Raw genomic sequence first — 20,501 nt, forward strand, 5'->3', positions numbered from 1 at the left:
CTTCGGGCCAAGCTTCTCTCCGGAACGACGCCTTGCCTTCTGCTTCGGTGGCGGTCGCGGCCGTTGTCGGCGGTGGTGCAACACGTGGGCGGGTGCCGGACATTTACCACTGTGTCCGGCACCTTTCGCTAGGAGAACCTGTGACACAGCGAGATCGCTTCGAGGCGGTCTACGACACGTACTACCCGGCGATACAGCAGTACGCCACCCGTCGTACCAGCTCGCCCGAGGACACGGCCGACGTGCTCGCCGAGACGTTCCTCATCGCGTGGCGGCGGATCGGCGACGTCCCCCAAGGGGACAAGGCGTTGCTGTGGCTGTACGGCGTGGCACGGCGGGTGCTGGCCAACCAGCAGCGCGGCGCCTCGCGGCGGGCCGTGCTGGCCGAACGCCTCCGCGACGAGCTGGCCGCCGCCCGGACGGTGACGCCGGTTGAGCTCGACCACGTGCGCAAGGCGTTCGACGAACTGCCCGAACGGGACCGCGAGGTTCTGGCGCTGGCGTGCTGGGAGGGGCTGAGCGGCGAGCAGATCGCCCAGGTCCTGGGGTGTACGGCGATCGCCGCCCGTACCCGGTTGCATCGTGCGCGCAGACGGCTGGCGGCGCTGCTGGAGCGGCAGCCGTCCTGGACCATGGTGATGAGGAAGGCATGAACGACATAGACGATCTGGTGAAGGCCATCGATCCCGCTCCGCAGGCGCTTCCTCAGGGACCCGGTGCGCGCCAGCTGCGGGACGCGATCATGGCGGACGAGCCGCGGCGTGCACGCCGTCTGCGGTTCCTTCGCCTCCCAGGCCGGAGGCGTGTGCCAGTCGTCGGTGGCGTACGTGCAGTGCGGGAGCCGCGCTTCCCCCGTCTGCGGGTTCTCTGGGCGCCGGTGGCGACGGCCGCGGTCGTCGCCCTGGTCGTCACGCTGGTCACGAGCTTGACCGCTGCCCCGTCCGTGCTCACGCCGTCGAGACCCAACCAGGAGCTGTACGACCTCGCCGACAGGATCGAGAAGCTCTCTGCGAGCGGCGGCGCGTACTGGCGTGATGTGCGGATCGAGGGCAACGCCTGGTCGGCCGGCAGCGGGTACACGATCATGGTGGTCGAGCGCCGGGAGACCTGGCAGCCGCGCGATCCCGCCGACGTGGTGATCAGGCAGCGGTCGCCGGTCGTCGCCCGCCCGGCCACGGTCGCGGACGAACGTGGCTGGCGCGCTTCCGGGGCACCCGCCCAGGTGGCCGGCCCGTGCTACGGCGGCGGCAGGACGTCGTGCCGTCCGGTTCCGATGAGCGAAGGGGATGTCGTGGGCGGGACGCCGTCGGCTCGTGGCGGCGAGGCCAGGTCGATCACCGGTGTGGACGGTCCCAAGGGTTGCGTGTACAGCGCAGGGCTGGAGCCTAGAGGGATCTATCCCGATATGACGGTCGCCGAGTTCACCATGGCGGATCTGTCCGCGTTCCCTGCCCGTCCTGACGACCTTCTGAAGCGGCTGCACGGCTACCACGAGCTCTCGACGGCCCGCGGGTTCGCCCAGTCCTTCCAGGAGTTCCTGCCCGTCACCGTGAACCTTCTGGCCATGCCGCTCGGCCCGTCCCAGCGTGCGGCGGTCATCCGGGTGCTGGCCGGGCTGCCGTCCACCAAGGTCGTCGGCACGGTCAGGGATCCGCTGGGCAGAGCAGGGCTGTCGGTGGACTTCGGCGGCACCGGGAGCCAACTGCTGTCGCCGAGCAGGACGGTGGCGGTCCGCGACAGGCACATCCTCGATCCCGGGACGGGCGAGCTGCTCGCGTCGGTCTCCTATGCGGCTCGTACGGCTGCGGGGGTGAGCGAGGACGAGGTCGTGAGCTATCGGGCACGCGGCCCCGAATCCGGCTGGACCGGCCCGCCGGCTCCGGCGCCCAAGGGGTGCAAGCGGGACAGATGACCACGTACGGGGTGGTGCTGCCGCGTCGGCCTTCTTGGCCTGACGTTGGGGACGTTCGGGGTCAGGAGTGCTCATGGCACATCACCGCCCACCTGTGAGTCGAACGTGCGGGATCCGGCCGAGGCGGTCATGGTGGGTGGCGTTCGGGGGCGCCCGCCGTTCAGGACGACGGCCGGGGCTTCCATGTGGCACTCATCGATCGGGTTAGCGGGGTTTGTGGTGGTCAGCATGGGTTCGTCCTTGGGATGCTGAGAGGGACTATTTGATGTGGAGGTGCTCGTGTCCGAGGTGACGGTTGTCGAGGTGCCGCAGTGGCGGGGGTCGGGGGCTCGTACGGCCGAGCGGCTGCGTGAGGGGGCTCAGCTGGTTGCGGAGATGGTGGACGCGGATCGTCGGATTCAGGTCGAGGTCGATGACGATGATCTGGTGGTCACTGCTTCCAGGGTTCGGGTGGCGGTCGCCGAGGCCGGGTGGGACGGGCTTCTGGTCACCGCGGGTGGGGACTGCGGTGTCGAACTGGAGCCGGTGGCGGCGGCGCGGCGGAGGTTCGGGGATGGGCTGGTCGTCGTCTGGTTCGATGCGCATGGGGATCTGAACACGCCGGAGTCGTCGCCGTCGGGGGCCTTTCATGGCATGGTCCTGAGGGCGTTGACCGGTGAAGGGCCTGACGGGCTGGTGGCCGGGCAGCCGGTCGGGGCGGGGCAGGTCGTGCTGGCGGGGGTGCGGGATCTGGATCCGGCCGAGGTCGCGTTCGTCGAGACTCGGGGGGTGCGGTGGGTACGGGCGGCGGATGCGGAGGCTCTGGTCGAGGCTGTCGGTGCCGCGGCTGCGGCGGGGGGCGGGGAGCGGACGGCTGTTTATGTGCATGTCGACTTCGATGTGCTTGATCCGCAGATCTTCGGGAGCGTGGGGTCTCCTGCGCCGGAAGGGTTCCGGCCTGAGGAGCTTCTGGAGCTGGTGAGGGCCATTGCGGGGCGGTTCGAGGTGGTGGGGTTGGGGCTCATGGAGTACGAGCCGGCGGGGGCTGAGGATCAGGCGTTGCTCACGTCGGTGGTGAAGGAGTTGGTGGCGGTCTGCGCCGGGCGGTAGGTGGCGCTTCCGGTGGAGTGGTCCTCCCGGGGTGCTGGCCGGGGCAGGCGGTCGCCTGCGGCGCTGATCGGGTAGACGGTGGGCGCCCGTGGTGCTGGTCCGGGGACGATGGGTGCTCGTTGCGCTGCTCGGGGTAAGTGGTTGGTCGCAGTGCTGGTCCGTGGTGGCCGGGCTCGGGTGACGAGTAGGCATCCGGGCGGATGGCCGCCCGCCGAAGGGCGCGTCGTCAACAGTTGGTGGACGCCCGGGGGTTGGCGCGCACTCTGGTTGGCGGGCGCCCATGGCTGGTGGACGGCCGGGGTTGGTGGACGGCCGGGGTTGGTGGACGGTCGGGGGCGGGCTATTCCTTGCCGGCCCAGGGGGCGGTGGTGTCAGGCGGGGCGGATGGTTCCTCGGTAGGTGGTTCGGTAGTAGGCGGAGTTCAGGAAGTTGGTTCTTCGTACTACGTCGCCGGTGCGGGGGGCGTGGATCATGATGTTGTCGCCCAGGTAGAGCGCTACGTGGGTCGGGTCGCCGGTGCCGCCGAAGAAGAGGAGGTCGCCCTTGCGTCTGGAGGCGAGGGGGACTCTGCGGCCCTGGCGGAACTGGGTGCCGGTGTAGTGGGCGAGCCTTACTCCGGCTTTGGACCAGGCGTAGAGGGTGAGGCCGCTGCAGTCGAAGCCTCTTGTGTTCGCGCCGGTGCCCACTCCGATGGTGGGGCCTCTTGAGGAGCCGCCGCCCCAGGAGAACGAGACGCCCAACTGGGTGAGGGCTGCGGCGGCTGCGATTTCGCCCTTGTGCTTCGGGCGCTTTCTGGGTTTCTTCGGCTTCGGTTTCTTGGGGTGGTGGGGGGCCGGGCAGCGGGTGGTGGCGGTTGCTTGGGCGCCGGTGGCGGGGATGGTGACGGTGGCCCGGAGACAGGGAGCGGGTGTGGCTCTGGCGAGGGCGGGGTGGGCTCCTGTGACGGTCAGGAGGCCGCCGCTGAGGATGATCGACAGTTGGGTGACGTGGTGGCGGCGGTGCATGAGTGGGCTCCTTCGTCGTGATGAGGGACGGGAGCCAGGATCACGTGGGTGAACCGTGGGCGGAGGGGCCGAACAGGGTTCTGTGGATAGGTGGTTGTTGAGCGTCTTGGGTTGTGGACAGCGCCTGGTGTCGGGGGACCCGTGCGAGCGAGTTTGGGTGCGGGTGGGGCGCTTGCGAGGAAGGCGGGTGTGGTGGGGGCTGTGCAGGTTTGCCGTGCCGACGTAGGCGGACGCCCGGGGGTCGCATGCGATGTGAGGCGAGGCACCTGAGGGTGTGCGAGCCCAGGGGTGGAAGCTCTGTGGGCCGAAGTTGCACGTGGCCAGGGCCGGGTGGCGGATGCCTCAGGCTGGAGGGACCTCTGGCATGGTCGCGGGACGCCACAAGCCCTGGGGGGTGGAGGGGGTGCTCTGGTGGGGCTTAAGGGCGGGGCGGGTTAGGGCTTTTGTTCGGCTATTCGGGCGAAGGACTCGATGGTGAGTTGTTCGCCTCTGGCCGAGGGGTCCACGCCGGCGGCTCTCAGTGCCGTTTCCGCCTGGGACGGGCTGCCGGCCCAGGACGCCAGGGCCGCCCTCAGGGTCTTGCGGCGTTGGGCGAAGGCGGCGTCCACGACGGCGAAGACCTCTTGCCTGGTGGCCGTGGTGGCGGGGGGTTCGCGGCGGGTCAGGGAGACCAGGCCGGAGTCGACGTTGGGGACGGGCCAGAACACCGTACGGCCGACCGGGCCCGCCCGGCGTACGTCGGCGTACCAGGCGGCCTTGACCGACGGCACGCCGTACACCTTGGAGCCGGGACCGGCGGCGAGGCGGTCGGCCACCTCCAGTTGCACCATGACCAGGCCCTTGCGCAGCGAGGGCAGCGTCTCCAGGAGGTGGAGCACCACGGGGACGGCCACGTTGTACGGGAGGTTGGCCACCAGGGCTGTGGGGTCGTGTCCGGCGAGGTCGTCGAGGGAGACCTTCATGGCGTCGGCGTTGACGACCGTGAGCCGGTCGGACGGGCCGCGCTCGGCGACGGTGAGGGGCAGTTGGGTGGCCAGGACCGGGTCGATCTCGACGGCCACCACGTGCGCGGCCTCGGGCAGGAGCGCCAGGGTGAGCGAGCCGAGGCCGGGCCCGACCTCGATGACCACGTCGTCGGCCGACAGGTCGGCCACGCGGACGATGCGCCGGACGGTCCCCGCGTCGATCACGAAGTTCTGGCCTAGCTTTTTCGTGGGGCGAAGATCTAGCTTGTTCGCCAAAATACGTATTTCTGCAGGGCCCAACAGCCTCATCATCCAACCAGTCTCCCGCATCGAACAACCTGCGATGGCGGATGGGGGAGACCTAAGGAGAGGATGGCGTGGAACAGGAAGGGACGTCCCTGATGGAGCCAACGGGCGCCGCGCCGCTCCGTCCGACCGATCTGCGGGAGATCGGGCCCTACCGCCTGCTCGGACGGCTCGGCGAAGGCGGCATGGGGACCGTCTTCCTCGCCAGGGCCCCGACGGGGCGGTTCGTCGCGGTCAAGGTGGTGAAGGCGGAGTTCGCCAACCAGGAGGGGTTCGCCGCCCGCTTCCACGCCGAGGTGGACAACGCGCGCCGGGTGGCGTCCTTCTGCACGGCTCAGGTGCTCGACAACGGCAACACCGGGGACGGACGTCCTTACATGGTGACCGAGTACATCGCGGGCACCCCTCTTTCCGACCAGATCGTGACTTTCGGGGCGCTCGACCCGGGGCCGCTGCACGGCGTGGCGCTGGGGGTCGCCGCCGCGCTGGCGGCGATCCACGTGGCCGGGCTGGTGCATCGGGATCTGAAGCCGGCGAACGTCATCCTGTCGCTGTCCGGGCCGCGGGTGATCGACTTCGGGATCGCCAGGGCGCTGGACCGGGAGACCGGGTTCACGCTCTCCGGGGAGCTGCTGGGCAGCCCCGGGTGGTGGGCTCCCGAGCAGGTGCGGGGTGAGCTCGTGTCCCCCGCGGCGGACATCTTCGCCTGGGGGTGCCTGGTGGCGTACGCGGGCAACGGGCGGCATCCGTTCGGGCGGGGCGATCCCATCACGATGGCGACCCGCGTGCTGAACACGCCGCCCGACCTCGGCGCGCTTCCCGCGCCGCTCAACGACCTGGTACGCCGCGCCACCGCCATGGACCCCGCCCATCGGCCCACGGCCCAGGAGCTGCTGATCGCGCTGGTGGGCGGGAGCACTCCGGCGATCGCCGACAATCCGCCCACGCTGGTCGCCACGGAGATGCTGACCGACTGGGAGCCGCCGCAGAACGTCGTGGACGAGCCGGACGTCACGGCCACGTTCACGACCCCGCCGCCGAGCGACGCGACGGGCGCGCGCACCCCCGCCCCTGGGGGCGCCGCGGACCCGGGAGGGGGGTCAGGGCCAGGAGCAGGCCCAGGCCCCGGAGCAGAGTCGGGGTCAGGAGCGGGGGCGGGGCGGCGCAAGGTGCCGGGGGCGTTCGGGGCGGACGCCGGGCCTGATGTTCGGAACGCGCCCGGAGGGGCCGCCGACTTAGCGGGCGGGCAGGCAGGGGCGCGGCAGGCGTCCCCGGACGAGTTGGCGCGGCGCGAGGAGCAGGCCGCCCGCGAGGAGCTGGCCCGCTGGGAGGCCGAGGCGCAGGCCCGCCGCCAGGAGCAGGAACGCCAGCTTGAGCAGGCCCGCCAACTGGCACGCAGACAGGCCGCCTCGGGCGGGCACCCGGCGCGGTCCCGCCGGACCCCGGAGTCCCAGATGACCCCCGAGTCCCGGCGGCCCCCCGAGTCCCGGCCGATCTCCGAAACCCGTCCCGCCACTGAATCCCGACCCTTCACCGGGTCCCGATCCACAGCCGACTCCCGGAGCAGCGATTCCCGGAGCGGCGATTCCCGGAGCGGCGAGGGTACGGATCCGGGCGTCCTGACGTACGCCCCCGACGAACCGGACACCCTGGGCGGCACCCGCACGAAGGGCACCCGCTGGCTGATCGCCGCCGCGGCCGCCGTCCTGGCGATCGTGGTCACCGTCACCGTCCTGATCGTGAACTCCGGCCGCAACTCCGCCGGCGTCGCCACCTCCAACAGCCCCTCCAGGACCGTGACGAACCCGCGTTCGGGCGACGTGGGCCGCAGGTTCGCGCTGGGCGGGAGCTTCGACGACCCGGTCGTGGTCGTGCCGGAGGCGCCGGAGTGCGGGCTGAAGGAGTTCGAGGGGCAAACCACCACGAAGGGGCAGCTCTGCGTGGTCCACTGGACCGTGATCAATCCAGGCGGTGAACGCCGCCGGCTCGTCCGGCCCGTCGTCACCATGGTCGACGACAAGGGCGGCGAGCACGCCCCCGCCCCGGTCACCCTGCCCCCGGCCCTCCAGCCGGGCGGGCGGGTGGACGGCGCCTTCGTGTTCGACCTGGCGCCTTATCGCAGGCCCGTGAAGATGACCGCGACCATGCTGGAGAACGGCCGACAGATCGAGGTCGCCCTGTGAGCCCCGTCCGAACGCTCCCCGCCGGTCCCCTCAGGACGGCCGTGGCGATGGCCGTCCTGCTCGCCGCCGGCGGCGTCCTGGCGACGGCGCCCGCCGCCGCGTCGGGAACGGCAACAGCAGGGGGCGCCTGCGCCGGAGCCGCCGACTTCGACGGTGACGGCGCGGACGACGTGGCCGTGGGCGACCCGTTCGGCGACGGCCGTAAGGGGTCGGTCCACCTGCTGTCGGGCGCCAAGGTGACCCCCGTCGCCGTGCCTGGGCCGGTCAAGGGGGACGGGCTGGGCTGGTCCGTACGCCTGGCCGACGTCAACGGCGACTCCTGCGCCGACCTGCTGATCGGCGCCCCCTTCGCGGACGTGGACGGCGAGCAGGACGCGGGCAGCGTCTACGTCGTCTACGGCGGCAAGGCCGCGCCCCCGCAACGCCTGACCGCCCCGCAACCGCAGCGGTTCGCGCACTTCGGCTGGTCGCTGGCGGCCAGGGGCGGCCTGACGGTGATCGGCGCGCCCTACGAGGACGACGGCCAGATCGAGGACGCCGGCGCGGTCTACGTGCGCCAGGGCTCGGACGCGCTGCGCCGGATCAGCCAGGAGACCGTGGACGTGCGCGGCAACAGCGAGGTCGGCGACCAGTTCGGCTGGTCGCTGGCGATCGGGCCGCGGAACGGCTTGGTCGTCGGCGTCCCGTACGAGAACGACGACGGCGCGGGACGGCAGGTCCAGGCCGGCAAGATCGACTCGGGGTCGGTGGTCTTCATCGACGACGTGCTGGCTCCCCGGATCGTGAGCCTGAAGCTCGACTCCCCCACCAAGGCCTCCGGCGACCGGTACGGCTACGCGGTCGCCTACGCCGAGGGCAACGGTTACGCGGTCAGCGCGCCCGGCCCCGGCTACGTGCAGCTCCTCGACCTGGGCAGGAAGCAGACGAGGATGCTGAAGCAGGGCGGCAGGCAGGCGTTCGGCTTCTCGATGGCCGCCTCCTCGGACGGCAGGCTGGCCGTCGGCGCGCCCTATGGCGGCGGCGTCCAGGTGTTCTCGTGGAAGAACCCGGCCGACGACCGGAAGCTCCCGGCGGCCGAGGGGCTGTTCGGCTGGTCGGTGGCCTTCAGCGGGAACAAGCTCTTCGTGGGCCAGCCGGACGGGCCGCCGTACGGGAAGGTCGCGGTGGCGCCGCGCAACGCCGACGACGTGCAGTCGGTGCAACCGGCCAAGGGCACCGACTTCGGGACGTCACTGGCCGGGTGAGCGGGCCGGGGCCCCTGACAGGGTCCCGGACAGGACGGCGAACAGGGCGGCGGACAGGGCGGCGTCAGGTGAACAGGCGGTCGCCGCAGTTGGGCCACTGGGTCTGCCACCGGCCGCCGACCCGCTGGTAGAGCAGCTGCGCCCGGTAGGTCTGCTCCTCCTCGGGCCAGGCGCTCGGCAGGCCGACGCCGCCGACCGCCTGCCACATGGGCAGGCTGAACTGGTACATCCCGTAGTAGGGGCCGTCGGGGTTGTACGCCTGGGGGTCGCCGCGCGCCACGCAGGCGGCCAGCGCCTGCCAGTCGAGCCTGGTCACCTCCCACGGGATCTGTACGGCTCGCGGCGGCATGACCGTGATGACCGTCCCGTCCTCGGGGAAGCTGCCGAGCGGCGGGCGCACCATGGACCCGCGCCGGACGACGACGCGCTCCTGCCTGAGCACCTGCCGGACGGTACGCGCCGTGGTGCGCGAGGCGAGCCGGGTGGTGCCCGCGACCACGTAGACCCTGCGCTCGGTGTACGCCGTGAGCGACATGCCCGACAGCGGCACCGGGCGGCCGGGCGGCGCGGACAGGCTGCCGGCCGCCGCCTCGACGTCGAGCTCGGCCAGGACGTCCCGGACGTTCGTGGCGGTGACCAGGTGGGTCGTGGTGTGGCCGTCGAGGGTCAGCGTGATCAGGCGGGCGTGGCGCACCTCGATGGTGGAGCCGTCGGCGAGGCCCTCGCTCAGGGCGGGACGCACGACGTCGCCCTGCCCCACGGCCACGCCCGCCTCGCCGAGCGCGTCGGCCACCCGCGCGGCGAAGCTGCGGATCGCCACCGGGCTGCCGTCGACGACCACGACGACATCCTTGACCAGGTACGAGGCCGCGACCAGCAGGCCGGCGGCCAGCGTACCGACGACGCACACCACCGGCGTCCACGGAGAACGCCAGGGGATCCGCGGACGCGGCGCACGCCTCCTGCCTCGCACGAACCACCTCCGGAAACGGCCAGGGATCGCCCGAACGCTAGCGGCGGCGGCGCGACCGCCTCCACCGCTTCACGAAAAGCCGCACCGAAAGATGGTCACCACTCGCCGAAGACCGTGACTCCGTTGGTGCTGATCGCCGCGCACAACTCGTCCGGATGGACACCCTTGACCTCGGCGAGGCAGCGCAGGGTGAGCGGGATGAGGTAGGGGGCGTTGGGCTTGCCCCGGTACGGGACCGGCGGCAGGTACGGGGCGTCGGTCTCGACGAGCATGAGCTCCACGGGGGCGACGGCGGCGGCCTCGCGCAGGTAACCGGCGTTCTTGTAGGTGACGGGACCGGAGAAAGACATGAAATATCCGGCTTCCGCGCACTTTTTCGCCATTTCGGCGTCGCCTGAGTAGCTGTGGAACACCACCTTGTCCGGCGCGCCCTGCTCGGCCAGCACCTTCAGGACGTCGTCGTGCGCGTCCCGGTCGTGGATGACCAGCGCCTTGCCGGTGCGCTTGGCGATCTCGATGTGCGCGCGGAAGCTCGCGTGCTGGTCGTCCTTGCTCGCCCAGTCGCGGAAGTAGTCGAGGCCGGTCTCCCCCACCGCGCGGACGTCGGCCTGCCCTGCCAGCGACTCGATCTCGGCCAGGACCTCGGGGGTCGCCTCGTGGGCCTCGTTGGGGTGGATGGCGACCCCGGCGTACACGCCTTCCTGCTCGGCCGCCACCTCGGCGTTCCAGCGCGAGGAGGGCAGGTCGTACCCGATGGTGACCAGCCTGGTCACGCCGACCTCGCGGGCGTCCCGCAGGATGGACCGGACGGTGGCCGACGCCGCCTGGGCGGCCTGGGCCACCGGATCGCCCGAGGACGCCTGCCTGTTGCCGACCATGATGTCCAGATGGCAGTGGCTGTCGAACACCGGTGCGGAAAGCGGCTCGGGCGCGGCGGGAATCTTGCTCACGCATCTAAAGTAGCCTCCATGCGCTTCGGCATTCTCGGCAGCACCCGAGCCTGGGACGCGGCCGGCGTCGACGTACCCCTGGGTGGTCCGGCCAGGCGCGCGCTGCTGGCGTTGCTGCTCGTCCGTCCGGGCGAGATCGTCAGCCAGGACCGCCTGGTCGACCTCCTGTACGGCGACCGCTCGCCGAAGAACGCCCAGCACGCCCTGCACTCCCAGGTCTCCCGCCTGCGGGGCGACGGGATCCCGGTCGAGCTGACCCCCGCCGGCTACCGGCTGCCCGTTGCCCCCGACGACATCGACGCCGGCCGTTTCCTCCACCTCGCCGACACCGGCCGCGCCACCCTCCTCAGCCACCACCCCGCCGACCGGGCCGACGCCGACCGGGCCGACGCCGCGCTGGCCGGGAAGTTGTTGCGGGAGGCGCTGGCCCTCTGGCGGGGGCCCGCGTTCGCCGACCTCGACCCCGTGCACGGCGCGCCGCTGGAGGAGCGCCGCCTGGCCGCGCTGGAGGACCGCATCGAGGCCGACCTGCGCTGCGGCGGCCACCAGGGCGTCATCCCCGAGCTGGGCGAGCTGGTCCAGCGCCACCCCCTGCGCGAACGGCTGCGCGGCCAGCTCATGCGGGCGCTGCGCGCCGACGGCCGGCCGGCCGAGGCGCTGGTGCTCTACGAGGAGACCCGGCGGCTGCTGGCCGAGGAGCTGGGCGCCGACCCCTCCCCCGAGCTCGCCGCGCTCCACCGGTCCCTCCTGCGCGGCGCGACCAGCACGCCCCCGCCCTCGGCGCCCCGGGCCGAGACGCGCACAGCGCCGGTGCCGTTGCCCGGGAGGCTCACCAGCTTCGTCGGCCGCGACGGCGACCTGGCCGAGGTCCGGGCGCTGCTGGCCGCCACCCGTCTCGTCACGCTGCTCGGCCCCGGCGGCGCGGGCAAGAGCCGGCTGGCGGTCGAGCTGGCCAGAGACCACCGCGACGCCGTCCTGGTCGAGCTGGCCCCGCTCGGCCCGGGGGCCGACCTCGCGCGAGCGGTCCTCGTCGCGCTGGGCGTACGCGACGGCGCGCTGCTGGGGGCCGCTGCGCTGGGCGCGGCCGGTGAGCCTGATCCGCTGGCCCGCCTGGTCGCGGTGCTCGCCGATCGGCCGGCCCTGCTGGTCCTGGACAACTGCGAGCACGTCGTCGGCGAGGCCGCGGCCCTGGCCGAGCGGCTGCTGTCGGCGTGCCCGGCGTTGCGCGTGCTGGCCACGAGCCGCGAGCCGCTCGCGATCACCCCCGAACACCTGTGGCCGGTACGCCCCCTCGCCCCCTCCGACGCCCGCACGCTCTTCACCGACCGGGCCAAGGCCGTACGTCCCGGTTTCACCCCTGGTGAGCCGGTCGAACGCATCTGCGCCGCGCTCGACGGCCTCCCGCTGGCCATCGAGCTGGCGGCCGCCCGCATGCGTACGCACGAGGCCGGCGAGCTGGCCGAACGCCTGGCCGGTCAGGGCCGCTTCAGCCTGCGCGGCAGCCGTACGGCCGACGCCCGGCACCAGACGTTGCGCGCGGTCGTCGCCTGGAGCTGGGAGCTGCTCACCGAGCCCGAACAGGCCATGGCCATGCGCCTGACCGTCTTCTCCGGCGGGGCCACCGCGGCCGCCGCCGCGGCCGTCTGCGGCCTGCCCGAGCACCTGCTCGACTCGCTGGCCGACAAGTCGCTCCTGGAGGTGGCCGACGGCCGCTACCGCATGCTGGAGACGATCCGGGCGTTCTGCGCCGACCGGCTCGGCGAGGAGGCCGCGACCTTCCGGCGGGCGCACGCCGCGTACTTCCTCGCCCTGGCCGAGGAGGGCGATCCCCGGCTGCGGGGCGCGGAGCAGCTGCCGTGGCTGGCCCGGTTCGCGGCCGACCACGACAACCTCCAGGCGGCGCTGCGCTGGACGGTGGAGCAGGGCGAGGTGGCGCTCGGGATGCGGCTGCTGGCCGCGCAGACGTTCTCGCTGTGGATGCGCGGCATGCGCACGGTTCCCGCCAAGGCGGCGGCGGCCCTGCTGGAGGCGGCCGGTCCACGGCCCGATCCCGCGCTGGGGGACGCGTACCTGCTGACCCTGCTCACCGCGGCGAGCGGGCGGCGGGAGCTGTGGGAGCACCACAAGGACGACGCCGAGACGATGATCGCGGCGGACGGCCTGCGGAACCCGGTCGTCACGTGCCTGTGGCCGATGGTCACCTCGGCGGCGGTCGACCCGGCCGTCACGATCGCGCTGATCCGGCGCGGCGAGCGCGGCCCCGACGCATGGGAGAAGGCCGCCACCCGGCTGATCTGGGCCTACCCGCGGATGGCGGCGGGCGAGTTCGCCGCCGCCGAGGCGGACCTGAAGGCGGCCCTCCAGGGTTTTCACGGCCTCGGCGAGCGCTGGGGCTCGGCGATGACGCTCGACGCCCTGGCCTGGCTGGCCAGCACGTGCGGCGACGAGGCCACCGCGCTGGCCCGCACCGAGGAGGCCATCACGCTGGCCGAGCAGCTCGGCGCGGAGGAGGACCTGGCCGACCACTACTGCAACCGGGGCGACTACCGCATCCGGCACGACCTGGCCGGCGCGCGGGCCGACTACGAGCGCGCCGCCGAGCTGGCCGGGCGTACGGGCGGCGCGATCCTGCCGGCGGCCCTGCGCGGCCTGGGCGACGTGGCGGTACGCGAGGGCGACCTGCCCAGGGCCCGGGAGCTCTACGAGGACGCGTTGCGCCGGTCCGACCCGGTCTGGGTGAAGACGTCCGGGAATATGGCCAGGCTGCTCGTCGGGCTCGGACGGCTGGCCGCGGCCGAGGGCGACACGGCCGGGGCGCGGGCCTCCTACCTGCGGGCGATGGAGAGCACGGTCACGTCGGGCGCGCTGTCGGAGAGCGTCCGGGCGATCGAGGCGCTGGCGGTGCTGGCCTTCGACGACGATCCGGCGGCGGCGGCCACACTGCTCGGCGCCGCCGTCGCGATCCGTGGCATCGACGTGCCCGAGGACGACGATGTCGCCGGGCTGTCCCGGCGGCTGCGCGAGGCGCTGGGCGAGCAGGCGTACGCGGGGGCGCGGCGCGCGGGCGCACGGCTCTCCCACCGGGAGGCGCTGATGCTGGCCGGCGTCCCGGCGGCGGTCATCGACGCCTCCCCCCTGCACTCCATCGACGACTTCCCGCTCCACGACCCGACCTGAGACGCGGAAGACCCGAGCGGGGGCGCGGAAGACGGTGAGCGGGGGGCGTAGAAGGCGGTGAGCGGGGGCGCGGCCGGCGGTGAGTGTGGGGTGAGGGGGCGGTGAGCGGGGCCCGGCAGGCTCTCGGGCATGGACATCCTGATCTCCGGCGCGAGCGTCGCCGGCCCCGCCCTGGCCCTTCACCTCACCCGCTCCGGCCACCGCGTCACCGTCGTCGAACGCGCCCCCGCCCTGCGCGAGGGCGGCTACTCCGTCGACTTCCGCGGCGAGGCGCACATGACCGCGCTGCGCGCGCTCGGCATCCTCGCCGACGTCGAGCGCCTCCAGACCCACATGGGCGACATGTCGTACGTCAACGAGTCCGGCGGGAAGCTCGCCTCCGTGCCCGGCGACCTGTTCTCCGGCGACGTCGAGATCCTCCGCGGCGACCTGGCCCGCATCCTCTACGACGCCACCAAGGACCGCACCGAGTACGTCTTCGGCGACTCCATCACCTCCCTCACCCAGGACGCGGACGGGGTGACGGTGACGTTCGAGCGGGGCGCGACGCGCAGGTTCGACCTCGTGGTCGGCGCGGACGGCCTGCACTCCAACGTGCGCTCGCTGGCCTTCGACGTGCCGGAGGCCGCCGTCACCAGCCACCTCGGGCTCTACTGCGCGGTGTTCACGCTCGACAACTACCTGGACCTCGACCACACGGGCCTGCTCTACAGCACGCCCGGCAAGACGGTCGGCCTCTACAGCGCCAGGAACAACACCGAGGCCAAGGCCATGTTCTACTTCGGCTCACCGCCGCTGGAGCATGACCGCCGGGACGTCACCCGGCAGAAGGAACTGCTGGCCGAGGCGTACCGGGGGGTCGGCTGGGAGACGCCCAAGCTGCTGCGCAAGATGTGGGACGCGGACGACTTCTACTTCGACTCGACCAGCCAGGTGCACCTGGACTCGTGGTCGCGCGGCCGGGTGGTGCTGATCGGCGACGCCGCCTGCTGCCCCTCACCGCTGTCGGGCATGGGCACGGGCCTCGCGCTCGTCGGCGCGCACGTGCTGGCGGGCGAGCTGGCCGCGGCCGGCGGCGACCACCGGACCGCGTTCGCCCGCTATGAGCAGGAGGTGCGCGGCTACGCCACCGGCTGCCAGAAGTCGGCCGTGGGCGTCAGCAAGTTCATGGTGCCGGAGAGCCGGCTGATGGCCTGGTTCATGAACCAGAACTACAAGATCATGCCGTATCTGCCGTGGAAGGGCATGATGGCGAAGTCCGTCAGGAAGACGGCCTCCGCCATCACGCTCAAGGACTACGGCCTCAGTCGGCCAGCCGGCCAAGCTCCTCTTCGACGACCTTCTGGTCGAGCTTCTTGAACAGCGGCACGGGCGGCGCGAGCGGGGTGCCCGGCTTGATCGGCCGGTGCTCCCAGCGCGCGGCGCCGTCGTACTCGCCGGTGATGACGGGGTAGGGGGCGCCGCCGTCTTCGTCGACCTCGCGGATCTCCGGCATGCCCGACCAGACGCCCTGGCCGCCGAGCATCGAGAAGACCTTGTTGGACGAGCCCGGCAGGAACGGCGTGAGCATCGTCTTGGCGTCGTCGACGACCTGGAGGGCGACGTGGAGGATCGACTTCTGCCGCTCGATGTCGTCCTTGAGCTTCCAGGGCTCCTGCTCGGCCAGGTATTTGTTGGCCTCGCGGACGACGTCGAACGCCTCGGTGATCGCGTTCTTGAACCGCGACCTGCCCAGCTCGGCGCCCACCGGGGCGAACGCGTTGCGCGAGCGCTCCAGCATGGCCCGGTCGGCGTCGGTCAGGTCGCCGGCCTCGGGCACGACGCCGAAGTTCTTGGACGCCATCGAGATCGACCGGTTGACCAGGTTGCCCCAGGCGGCGACGAGCTCGCCGTTGTTGCGGTTGACGAACTCCTGCCAGGTGAAGTCGGTGTCCTGGTTCTCGGGGCCGGCCACGGCGATGTAGTAGCGCAGGGCGTCGGCGTCGTAACGCGCCAGGAAGTCGCGTACGTAAATTACTACTTGCCTGGAGGAGGAGAACTTCTTGCCCTCCATCGTCAGGAACTCGCTGGAGACCACCTCGGACGGCACGTCGAGGGCGCCCAGCTCGCCGGCCGAGCCGCCGCGCGCGCCGATGCCGCTGTAGCCGAACAACATCGCCGGCCAGATCTCGGCGTGGAAGACGATGTTGTCCTTGCCCATGAAGTAGTAGCCGCGGGCGTCGGGGTTCTGCCACCACTGGCGCCAGGCGTCGGGGTCGCCGGAGCGCCTGGCCCACTCGATGGAGGCCGACAGGTAGCCGATGACCGCGTCGAACCACACGTAGAGGCGCTTGTTGGGCTGGTCGCGCCACCCGTCGAGCGGGATCGGCACACCCCAGTCGAGGTCGCGGCTGATCGCGCGGGGCTGGAGGTCGCCGAGCAGGTTGAGGGCGAACTTCAGCACGTTGGGCCGCCACTCGCCCTGCTTGGACTGCAGGTAGGAGCCCAGGACCTCGGCGAAGGCGGGCAGGTCGAGCATGAAGTGCTCGGTCTCGACGAAGACGGGGGTCTCGCCGTTGATGCGGCTCTTGGGGTTGATGAGCTGGATCGGGTCGAGCTGGTTGCCGCAGTTGTCGCACTGGTCGCCGCGCGCGCCGTCGTAGCCGCAGATGGGGCAGGTGCCCTCGATGTAGCGGTCGGGCAGGGTACGGCCGGTCGAGGGCGAGATCGCGCCCATCGTGGTCTTGGGGAAGATGTAGCCGTTGTCGTAGAGGCCCTTGAAGATCTGCTGCGTGACGGCGTAGTGGTTCTTCGTCGTGGTCCGGGTGAACAGGTCGTAGGAGAGCCCGAGACCGGTCAGGTCTTCGGCGATCACCCTGTTGTACCTGTCGGCCAGCTCGCGGGCGCTGACGCCCTCCTTGTCGGCCTGCACCTGGATCGGAGTGCCGTGCTCGTCGGTGCCGGACACCATCAGCACCTTGTTGCCCGCCATCCGCTGGTAGCGGCTGAAGACGTCGGACGGCACGCCGAAACCCGAGACGTGCCCGATGTGGCGGGGGCCGTTAGCGTACGGCCACGCGACGGCGGTCAAGATGTGCTGGGACATGTGCTTAGCCTACGGGGCGCGGCCCTGCTCCTCGTCCAAACCCCCAACCCCCACGCGGAAAGACGGAAGCCGGCGCCGGCACGTGGCCGGCGCCGGCTCCCACCGGGACGCGGAGGACCCTAGTGCTTGGACTTCTCCAGGGAGACCGCCTCAGCGGCCTCCTCGGCCGCCTTGGCGGCCACGTCGATCGAGCTCTCCTTGGTACGGCGGATGCCGAGGATGCTGATGAACAGCGAGGCGAAGATCGTCTGGAAGCTCATGACGAGCGCCGTGGCGGCTGGGACCACCATGCGCAGCGACTCGCGCGGGTCGAGCGCGCCGAAGCTGCGCACCTGCCAGTGGACCAGCGACATCACCAGGCCGACCAGACCGGCCAGCGCCAGCAGGCCGCCGACCACGAGGCCCTTTTCCAGGGTCACGATGTCGATGATCTTCCGGATCCGCCGCGACTCGGGCAGGAAGCCCTCCTCGGCCGCGTAGACCTTCGTGAACACCGCGAACAACGCCGCCTGGAAGCCGATCACGACCAGCGCCGACGACCCGACCAGGGTGTCGACGTCGAAGGCCAGCTCGCCGATCTCCACCGGCCCGAACGTCAGCGCCGTGCCCGCGACCAGGCCGAGGACCATCAGGAACACGCCGGGGTAGAAGAACAGCCACTTGGGGCTGTAGAGCAGCAGGAAGCGCAGGTGGCGCCAGCCGTCGCGCCAGGAGCGCAGGTGGGGCGGGCGCGAACGGCCGTCGGGCGAGAGCGTGGTGGGCACCTCGCGCACGTCGAGGCCGGACAGCGTGGAGCGGACGACCATCTCGGAGGCGAACTCCATGCCCCCGGTCTGGAGGTGGAGGCGCAGGATGGAGTCGCGCCGGAAGCCACGCAGGCCGCAGTGGAAGTCGCCGATGGCCGACGGGAAGAACAGCCGGCCGATGAACGACAACACCGGGTTGCCCAGGTAGCGGTGGAGCGGGGGCATGGCCCCGGGAGCGATGCCGCCCTTGAAGCGGTTGCCCATCACGAGGTCGGCGCCGTCGCGGAGCTGCTCGACGAACGGGAGCAACGAGGTGAAGTCGTAGGAGTCGTCGGCGTCGCCCATGATGACGTACTTGCCGCGGGCGGCGCGGATGCCGCCCATGAGGGCGTTGCCGTAGCCCTTCTCGTCGACGTGGACGACACGGGCGCCGGCATCACGAGCGAGCTGCTGCGAGCCGTCCGTGCTGCCGTTGTCGGCGATCAGGACTTCCCCTTCGATTCCGTGCTCCTCCATGCACGCCAATGCCTTGCGCACACAGACTTCCACGGTCTCCGCCTCGTTGAGGCAGGGCATGACCACCGTCAGTTCCACGTCTCAACCCTTCAGTAATAAGGCTCTTCCAGTGAACCATCATGCCCTGTGCCCGGCGTGCTCGGGTCAAGACCTAAAAACGACTGGCATTCTTTACAGCATGGTGAGCGTCGCGGAGATTACCCCTGTGGACCACTCCGCTCCTGGCCGGGCAGCTCGCGTGCTGTCCCTCGTGCGCCGTCATCGCGTGTTCGCCGTGGCCTTCGGCGTCGGCGCCGTGCTGCGGCTGATCACCATGCTCGGTTACGGCCCGGCGATGTGGTTCAACGACTCCTACGAGTACGTCAACGTGGCGCTGCACCCCAGGCCCCACCCGATCAGGCCCGACGGCTACAGCTTCTGGCTGATGCTGCTCAAGCCGTTCCACAGCTTCACGCTGGCCATCTTCACCCAACACCTGATGGGCCTGGCCGCGGCCGCGCTCATCTACGCCCTGCTGCGCTGCAAGTTCGCGCTGCCCAAGTGGGGGGCGACGCTGGCGGCGGCGCCGGTGCTGTTCGACGCCTACCAGATCCAGCTCGAGCAGATGGTCATGTCCGACACCCTGTTCACGCTGCTGGTCGTGGGCGTGGTGACGCTGGTGCTGTGGAAGCGGCGGCTGTCGTGGCGGGCCGGGATCGTGGTCGGGCTGCTGCTCGCGCTGACCTGGCTGACCCGGTCGATCGGCATGCCGATCCTCGGGCTCGTGGTGCTCTACCTGATCGTCCAGCGCACGGGGTGGCGGCCCATTGTGACCGTCATCGCGGCGTGCGCGGTTCCCGTTCTTAGCTATATGGGGTGGTTTTCTACAAATTACGGCAAATTCGCGATGACCAACAGCGACGGGCTCATCCTCTACATGCGTACCGCGATCTTCGCCGACTGCAACGAGATGAAGATCGACAAGTACAAGGAGGTCCAGCTCCTCCTGCTGTGCATCAACGACCCGGTCAACCAGCGCAAAGACTACGCACAGTGGTATCTGTGGGGCCAGGGCAACGGCGACGGCACGGGCACCGGCGAGGTCCTCCACCGGTGGGGCATCAACAAGAAGTTCAGCGGCATCACCAACGACGCGGCCAGCGCGTTCGCGACCCGGGCGATCCTGTCCCAGCCGGGCGACTACCTGAAGGTGGTCGCGCGCGACTTCTTCCGCTCCTTCCACTGGGGACGGCCGCGCTTCCCGGACGAGTCGACGTACAACATGTACCAGTTCAAGCCCTATTACGAGGTGGACGACACCGGGCGGCCCAAGCGCCTGCCGAAGTGGTCCTCCTACGGCGGCGGCCACACCGACACCGACGCGTTCAGCTACGAGCAGGGCCCGCCCGAGACCAGGATCGTCCACCCGTGGGCGGACATCATGAGCGGCTACCAGAAGATCTTCTACCTGCGCGGCATCATGCTCGGCGGCATCATGCTGATCGGCCTGTACGGCATTGTCGTCCGCTGGCGCAGGTTCGGCGGCCCGGTGGCGCTGCCCTGGCTGGGGGCGTTCGGGCTGCTGCTGGCCCCGGCGGCGACGGCCGAGTTCGACTACCGCTACGTGCTGCCGGCCGTCCCGCTGGCCTGCATCGCGGCGGCCATCACGCTGCGCAAGGGCGTCACTTGGGGGCGGCGGTCACCCAAGAGCGCATCAGCATCCGAGCCCACCACTGTGCCTGCGTGAGCGTCTCGGCCGTGAGCACCGGCTGCAGCCACCAGAAGTTGATCAGCACGATCATCGCGAACGCGCCCACGAACGCCGCCCCGACGGCCCTGCGCGTGGGCGGCGCGTCGGCCCGGCCGAGCACGAGCCCGGCCATCAGCACGACCGCCAGCACCATGAACGGCACCACCGGCAGCATGTAGAACAGGTACATCGTGCGGTCGTCGGCCAGGGCGTAGTAGAACCAGGGCAGCCAGCCCATCGCGTACGCCAGCAGCACCGCCCCGGCCCGCCAGTCGCGTCTCCTGGCGTACAGGACGGCCGTGCCCGCCAGCGCGAGCAGCGCGCCGAACCAGAGGGCGGGGGTGCCGACCCCGTGGATCGCCTGCGCGCACGCGGAGGCCCCGCACGCCGACGGCGGCAGGTTCGCGGGGTAGTGGAACGACACCGGGCGGATGAGCAGCGGCCACGTCCAGGGGTCGGACATGTACTGGTGATAGTCGTGCACACCGCTGTGGAAGGTGAAGACCTGCCACTGGTACTGGACCCATGAGCGCATGGAGTCGAACAGGAAGAAGAAGGGGCCGGAGGAGGTGGCCTGGTCCCAGTTGCGGCCGTAGCCGCCCGCGGAGGCGAACCAGCCGGT

14 protein-coding genes and 1 pseudogene are annotated in these 20,501 nt (G+C 71.3%); 8 read left to right on the forward strand and 7 right to left on the reverse strand.

Annotation, left to right across the window (positions count from 1 at the left end):
* Positions 1 to 140 precede the first annotated feature (140 nt).
* The 3 genes from ABZ459_RS25700 to ABZ459_RS25710 all read left to right on the forward strand — a co-directional run bounded on the left by ABZ459_RS25700 (position 141) and on the right by ABZ459_RS25710 (position 3,001).
* A complete protein-coding gene (locus tag ABZ459_RS25700) occupies positions 141 to 653 on the forward strand; it encodes a sigma-70 family RNA polymerase sigma factor (protein WP_357974854.1) in 513 nt (170 codons plus the stop codon).
* Between the two features lie 179 nt (positions 654 to 832).
* Positions 833 to 1,912 (forward strand): hypothetical protein, encoded by a 1,080-nt coding sequence (locus tag ABZ459_RS25705; protein ID WP_357974857.1) that lies wholly within the window; start codon positions 833 to 835, stop codon positions 1,910 to 1,912.
* Between the two features lie 267 nt (positions 1,913 to 2,179).
* Positions 2,180 to 3,001 carry an arginase family protein gene (locus ABZ459_RS25710; protein ID WP_357974860.1) on the forward strand — a complete coding sequence of 274 codons (822 nt, stop codon included), beginning with the start codon at positions 2,180 to 2,182 and terminating at the stop codon, positions 2,999 to 3,001.
* Between the two features lie 371 nt (positions 3,002 to 3,372).
* Here the strand turns inward: ABZ459_RS25710 and ABZ459_RS25715 are convergent, their stop codons facing one another.
* Both ABZ459_RS25715 and rsmA read right to left on the reverse strand, forming a co-directional pair.
* Complete coding sequence (locus tag ABZ459_RS25715) at positions 3,373 to 4,005, reverse strand: NlpC/P60 family protein (protein ID WP_357974863.1); 633 nt, start codon at positions 4,003 to 4,005, stop codon at positions 3,373 to 3,375.
* A 434-nt stretch (positions 4,006 to 4,439) separates the two neighbouring features.
* Positions 4,440 to 5,300 carry a 16S rRNA (adenine(1518)-N(6)/adenine(1519)-N(6))-dimethyltransferase RsmA gene (gene rsmA / locus ABZ459_RS25720; RefSeq protein ID WP_357974866.1) on the reverse strand — a complete coding sequence of 287 codons (861 nt, stop codon included), beginning with the start codon at positions 5,298 to 5,300 and terminating at the stop codon, positions 4,440 to 4,442.
* Between the two features lie 71 nt (positions 5,301 to 5,371).
* Here rsmA and ABZ459_RS25725 point away from each other — a divergent pair, with 71 nt between their 5' ends.
* Complete coding sequence (locus ABZ459_RS25725; protein ID WP_357974924.1) at positions 5,372 to 7,459, forward strand: protein kinase; 2,088 nt, start codon at positions 5,372 to 5,374, stop codon at positions 7,457 to 7,459.
* Positions 7,456 to 8,703, forward strand: a complete 1,248-nt coding sequence (locus ABZ459_RS25730) for an FG-GAP-like repeat-containing protein (protein WP_357974869.1) — start codon at positions 7,456 to 7,458, stop codon at positions 8,701 to 8,703. Before ABZ459_RS25725 ends, ABZ459_RS25730 begins: the two co-directional genes overlap by 4 nt.
* A 64-nt stretch (positions 8,704 to 8,767) precedes the next feature.
* On the opposite strand, the gene ABZ459_RS25735 is transcribed toward ABZ459_RS25730, so the two are convergent.
* Together ABZ459_RS25735 and ABZ459_RS25740 are read right to left on the reverse strand one after the other, a co-directional pair.
* On the reverse strand, positions 8,768 to 9,613 hold the full coding sequence (locus ABZ459_RS25735; RefSeq protein ID WP_357974872.1) for a ubiquitin-like domain-containing protein: 846 nt from the start codon (positions 9,611 to 9,613) through the stop codon (positions 8,768 to 8,770).
* Positions 9,614 to 9,771: 158 nt separating this feature from the next.
* A complete protein-coding gene (locus ABZ459_RS25740; protein ID WP_357974875.1) occupies positions 9,772 to 10,626 on the reverse strand; it encodes a TatD family hydrolase in 855 nt (284 codons plus the stop codon).
* A gap of 18 nt (positions 10,627 to 10,644) precedes the next feature.
* Between ABZ459_RS25740 and ABZ459_RS25745 the strand changes: the two genes are divergently transcribed.
* Both ABZ459_RS25745 and ABZ459_RS25750 read left to right on the forward strand, forming a co-directional pair.
* Entirely contained in the window at positions 10,645 to 13,803 is a 3,159-nt protein-coding gene (locus ABZ459_RS25745) for a BTAD domain-containing putative transcriptional regulator (protein WP_357974878.1), read from the forward strand.
* Between the two features lie 129 nt (positions 13,804 to 13,932).
* Entirely contained in the window at positions 13,933 to 15,162 is a 1,230-nt protein-coding gene (locus tag ABZ459_RS25750; RefSeq protein WP_357974881.1) for an FAD-dependent monooxygenase, read from the forward strand.
* Here the strand turns inward: ABZ459_RS25750 and metG are convergent.
* Positions 15,107 to 16,888: a methionine--tRNA ligase gene (gene metG / locus ABZ459_RS25755; protein ID WP_357974884.1), complete on the reverse strand. Its 1,782-nt coding sequence runs from the start codon at positions 16,886 to 16,888 to the stop codon at positions 15,107 to 15,109. The two genes, ABZ459_RS25750 and metG, sit on opposite strands and share 56 nt — an antisense overlap.
* Before the next feature lie 119 nt (positions 16,889 to 17,007).
* Positions 17,008 to 18,228: a glycosyltransferase gene (locus ABZ459_RS25760; protein ID WP_357974887.1), complete on the reverse strand. Its 1,221-nt coding sequence runs from the start codon at positions 18,226 to 18,228 to the stop codon at positions 17,008 to 17,010.
* A gap of 160 nt (positions 18,229 to 18,388) precedes the next feature.
* Here ABZ459_RS25760 and ABZ459_RS25765 point away from each other — a divergent pair, with 160 nt between their 5' ends.
* Complete coding sequence (locus tag ABZ459_RS25765; protein ID WP_357974890.1) at positions 18,389 to 19,876, forward strand: hypothetical protein; 1,488 nt, start codon at positions 18,389 to 18,391, stop codon at positions 19,874 to 19,876.
* Here ABZ459_RS25765 and ABZ459_RS25770 read toward each other — a convergent pair.
* A pseudogene (locus ABZ459_RS25770) lies at positions 19,812 to 20,501 on the reverse strand (phospholipid carrier-dependent glycosyltransferase); the annotation flags it as partial. The gene ABZ459_RS25765 and the pseudogene ABZ459_RS25770 sit on opposite strands and share 65 nt — an antisense overlap.

The organism is Nonomuraea sp. NPDC005692, assembly GCF_040631115.1.
In the GTDB taxonomy this organism is placed as follows: Bacteria; Actinomycetota; Actinomycetes; order Streptosporangiales; family Streptosporangiaceae; genus Nonomuraea.

Bases quoted from the DNA above. Each gene is read 5' to 3' on its own strand.
- ABZ459_RS25715 (WP_357974863.1), bottom strand. From the start codon at position 4,005: ATGCACCGCCGCCACCACGTCACCCAACTGTCGATCATCCTCAGCGGC.
- ABZ459_RS25725 (WP_357974924.1), top strand. From the start codon at position 5,372: ATGGAGCCAACGGGCGCCGCGCCGCTCCGTCCGACCGATCTGCGGGAG.
- metG (WP_357974884.1), bottom strand. From the start codon at position 16,888: ATGTCCCAGCACATCTTGACCGCCGTCGCGTGGCCGTACGCTAACGGC.
- ABZ459_RS25750 (WP_357974881.1), top strand. From the start codon at position 13,933: ATGGACATCCTGATCTCCGGCGCGAGCGTCGCCGGCCCCGCCCTGGCC.
- rsmA (WP_357974866.1), bottom strand. From the start codon at position 5,300: ATGCGGGAGACTGGTTGGATGATGAGGCTGTTGGGCCCTGCAGAAATA.
- ABZ459_RS25745 (WP_357974878.1), top strand. From the start codon at position 10,645: ATGCGCTTCGGCATTCTCGGCAGCACCCGAGCCTGGGACGCGGCCGGC.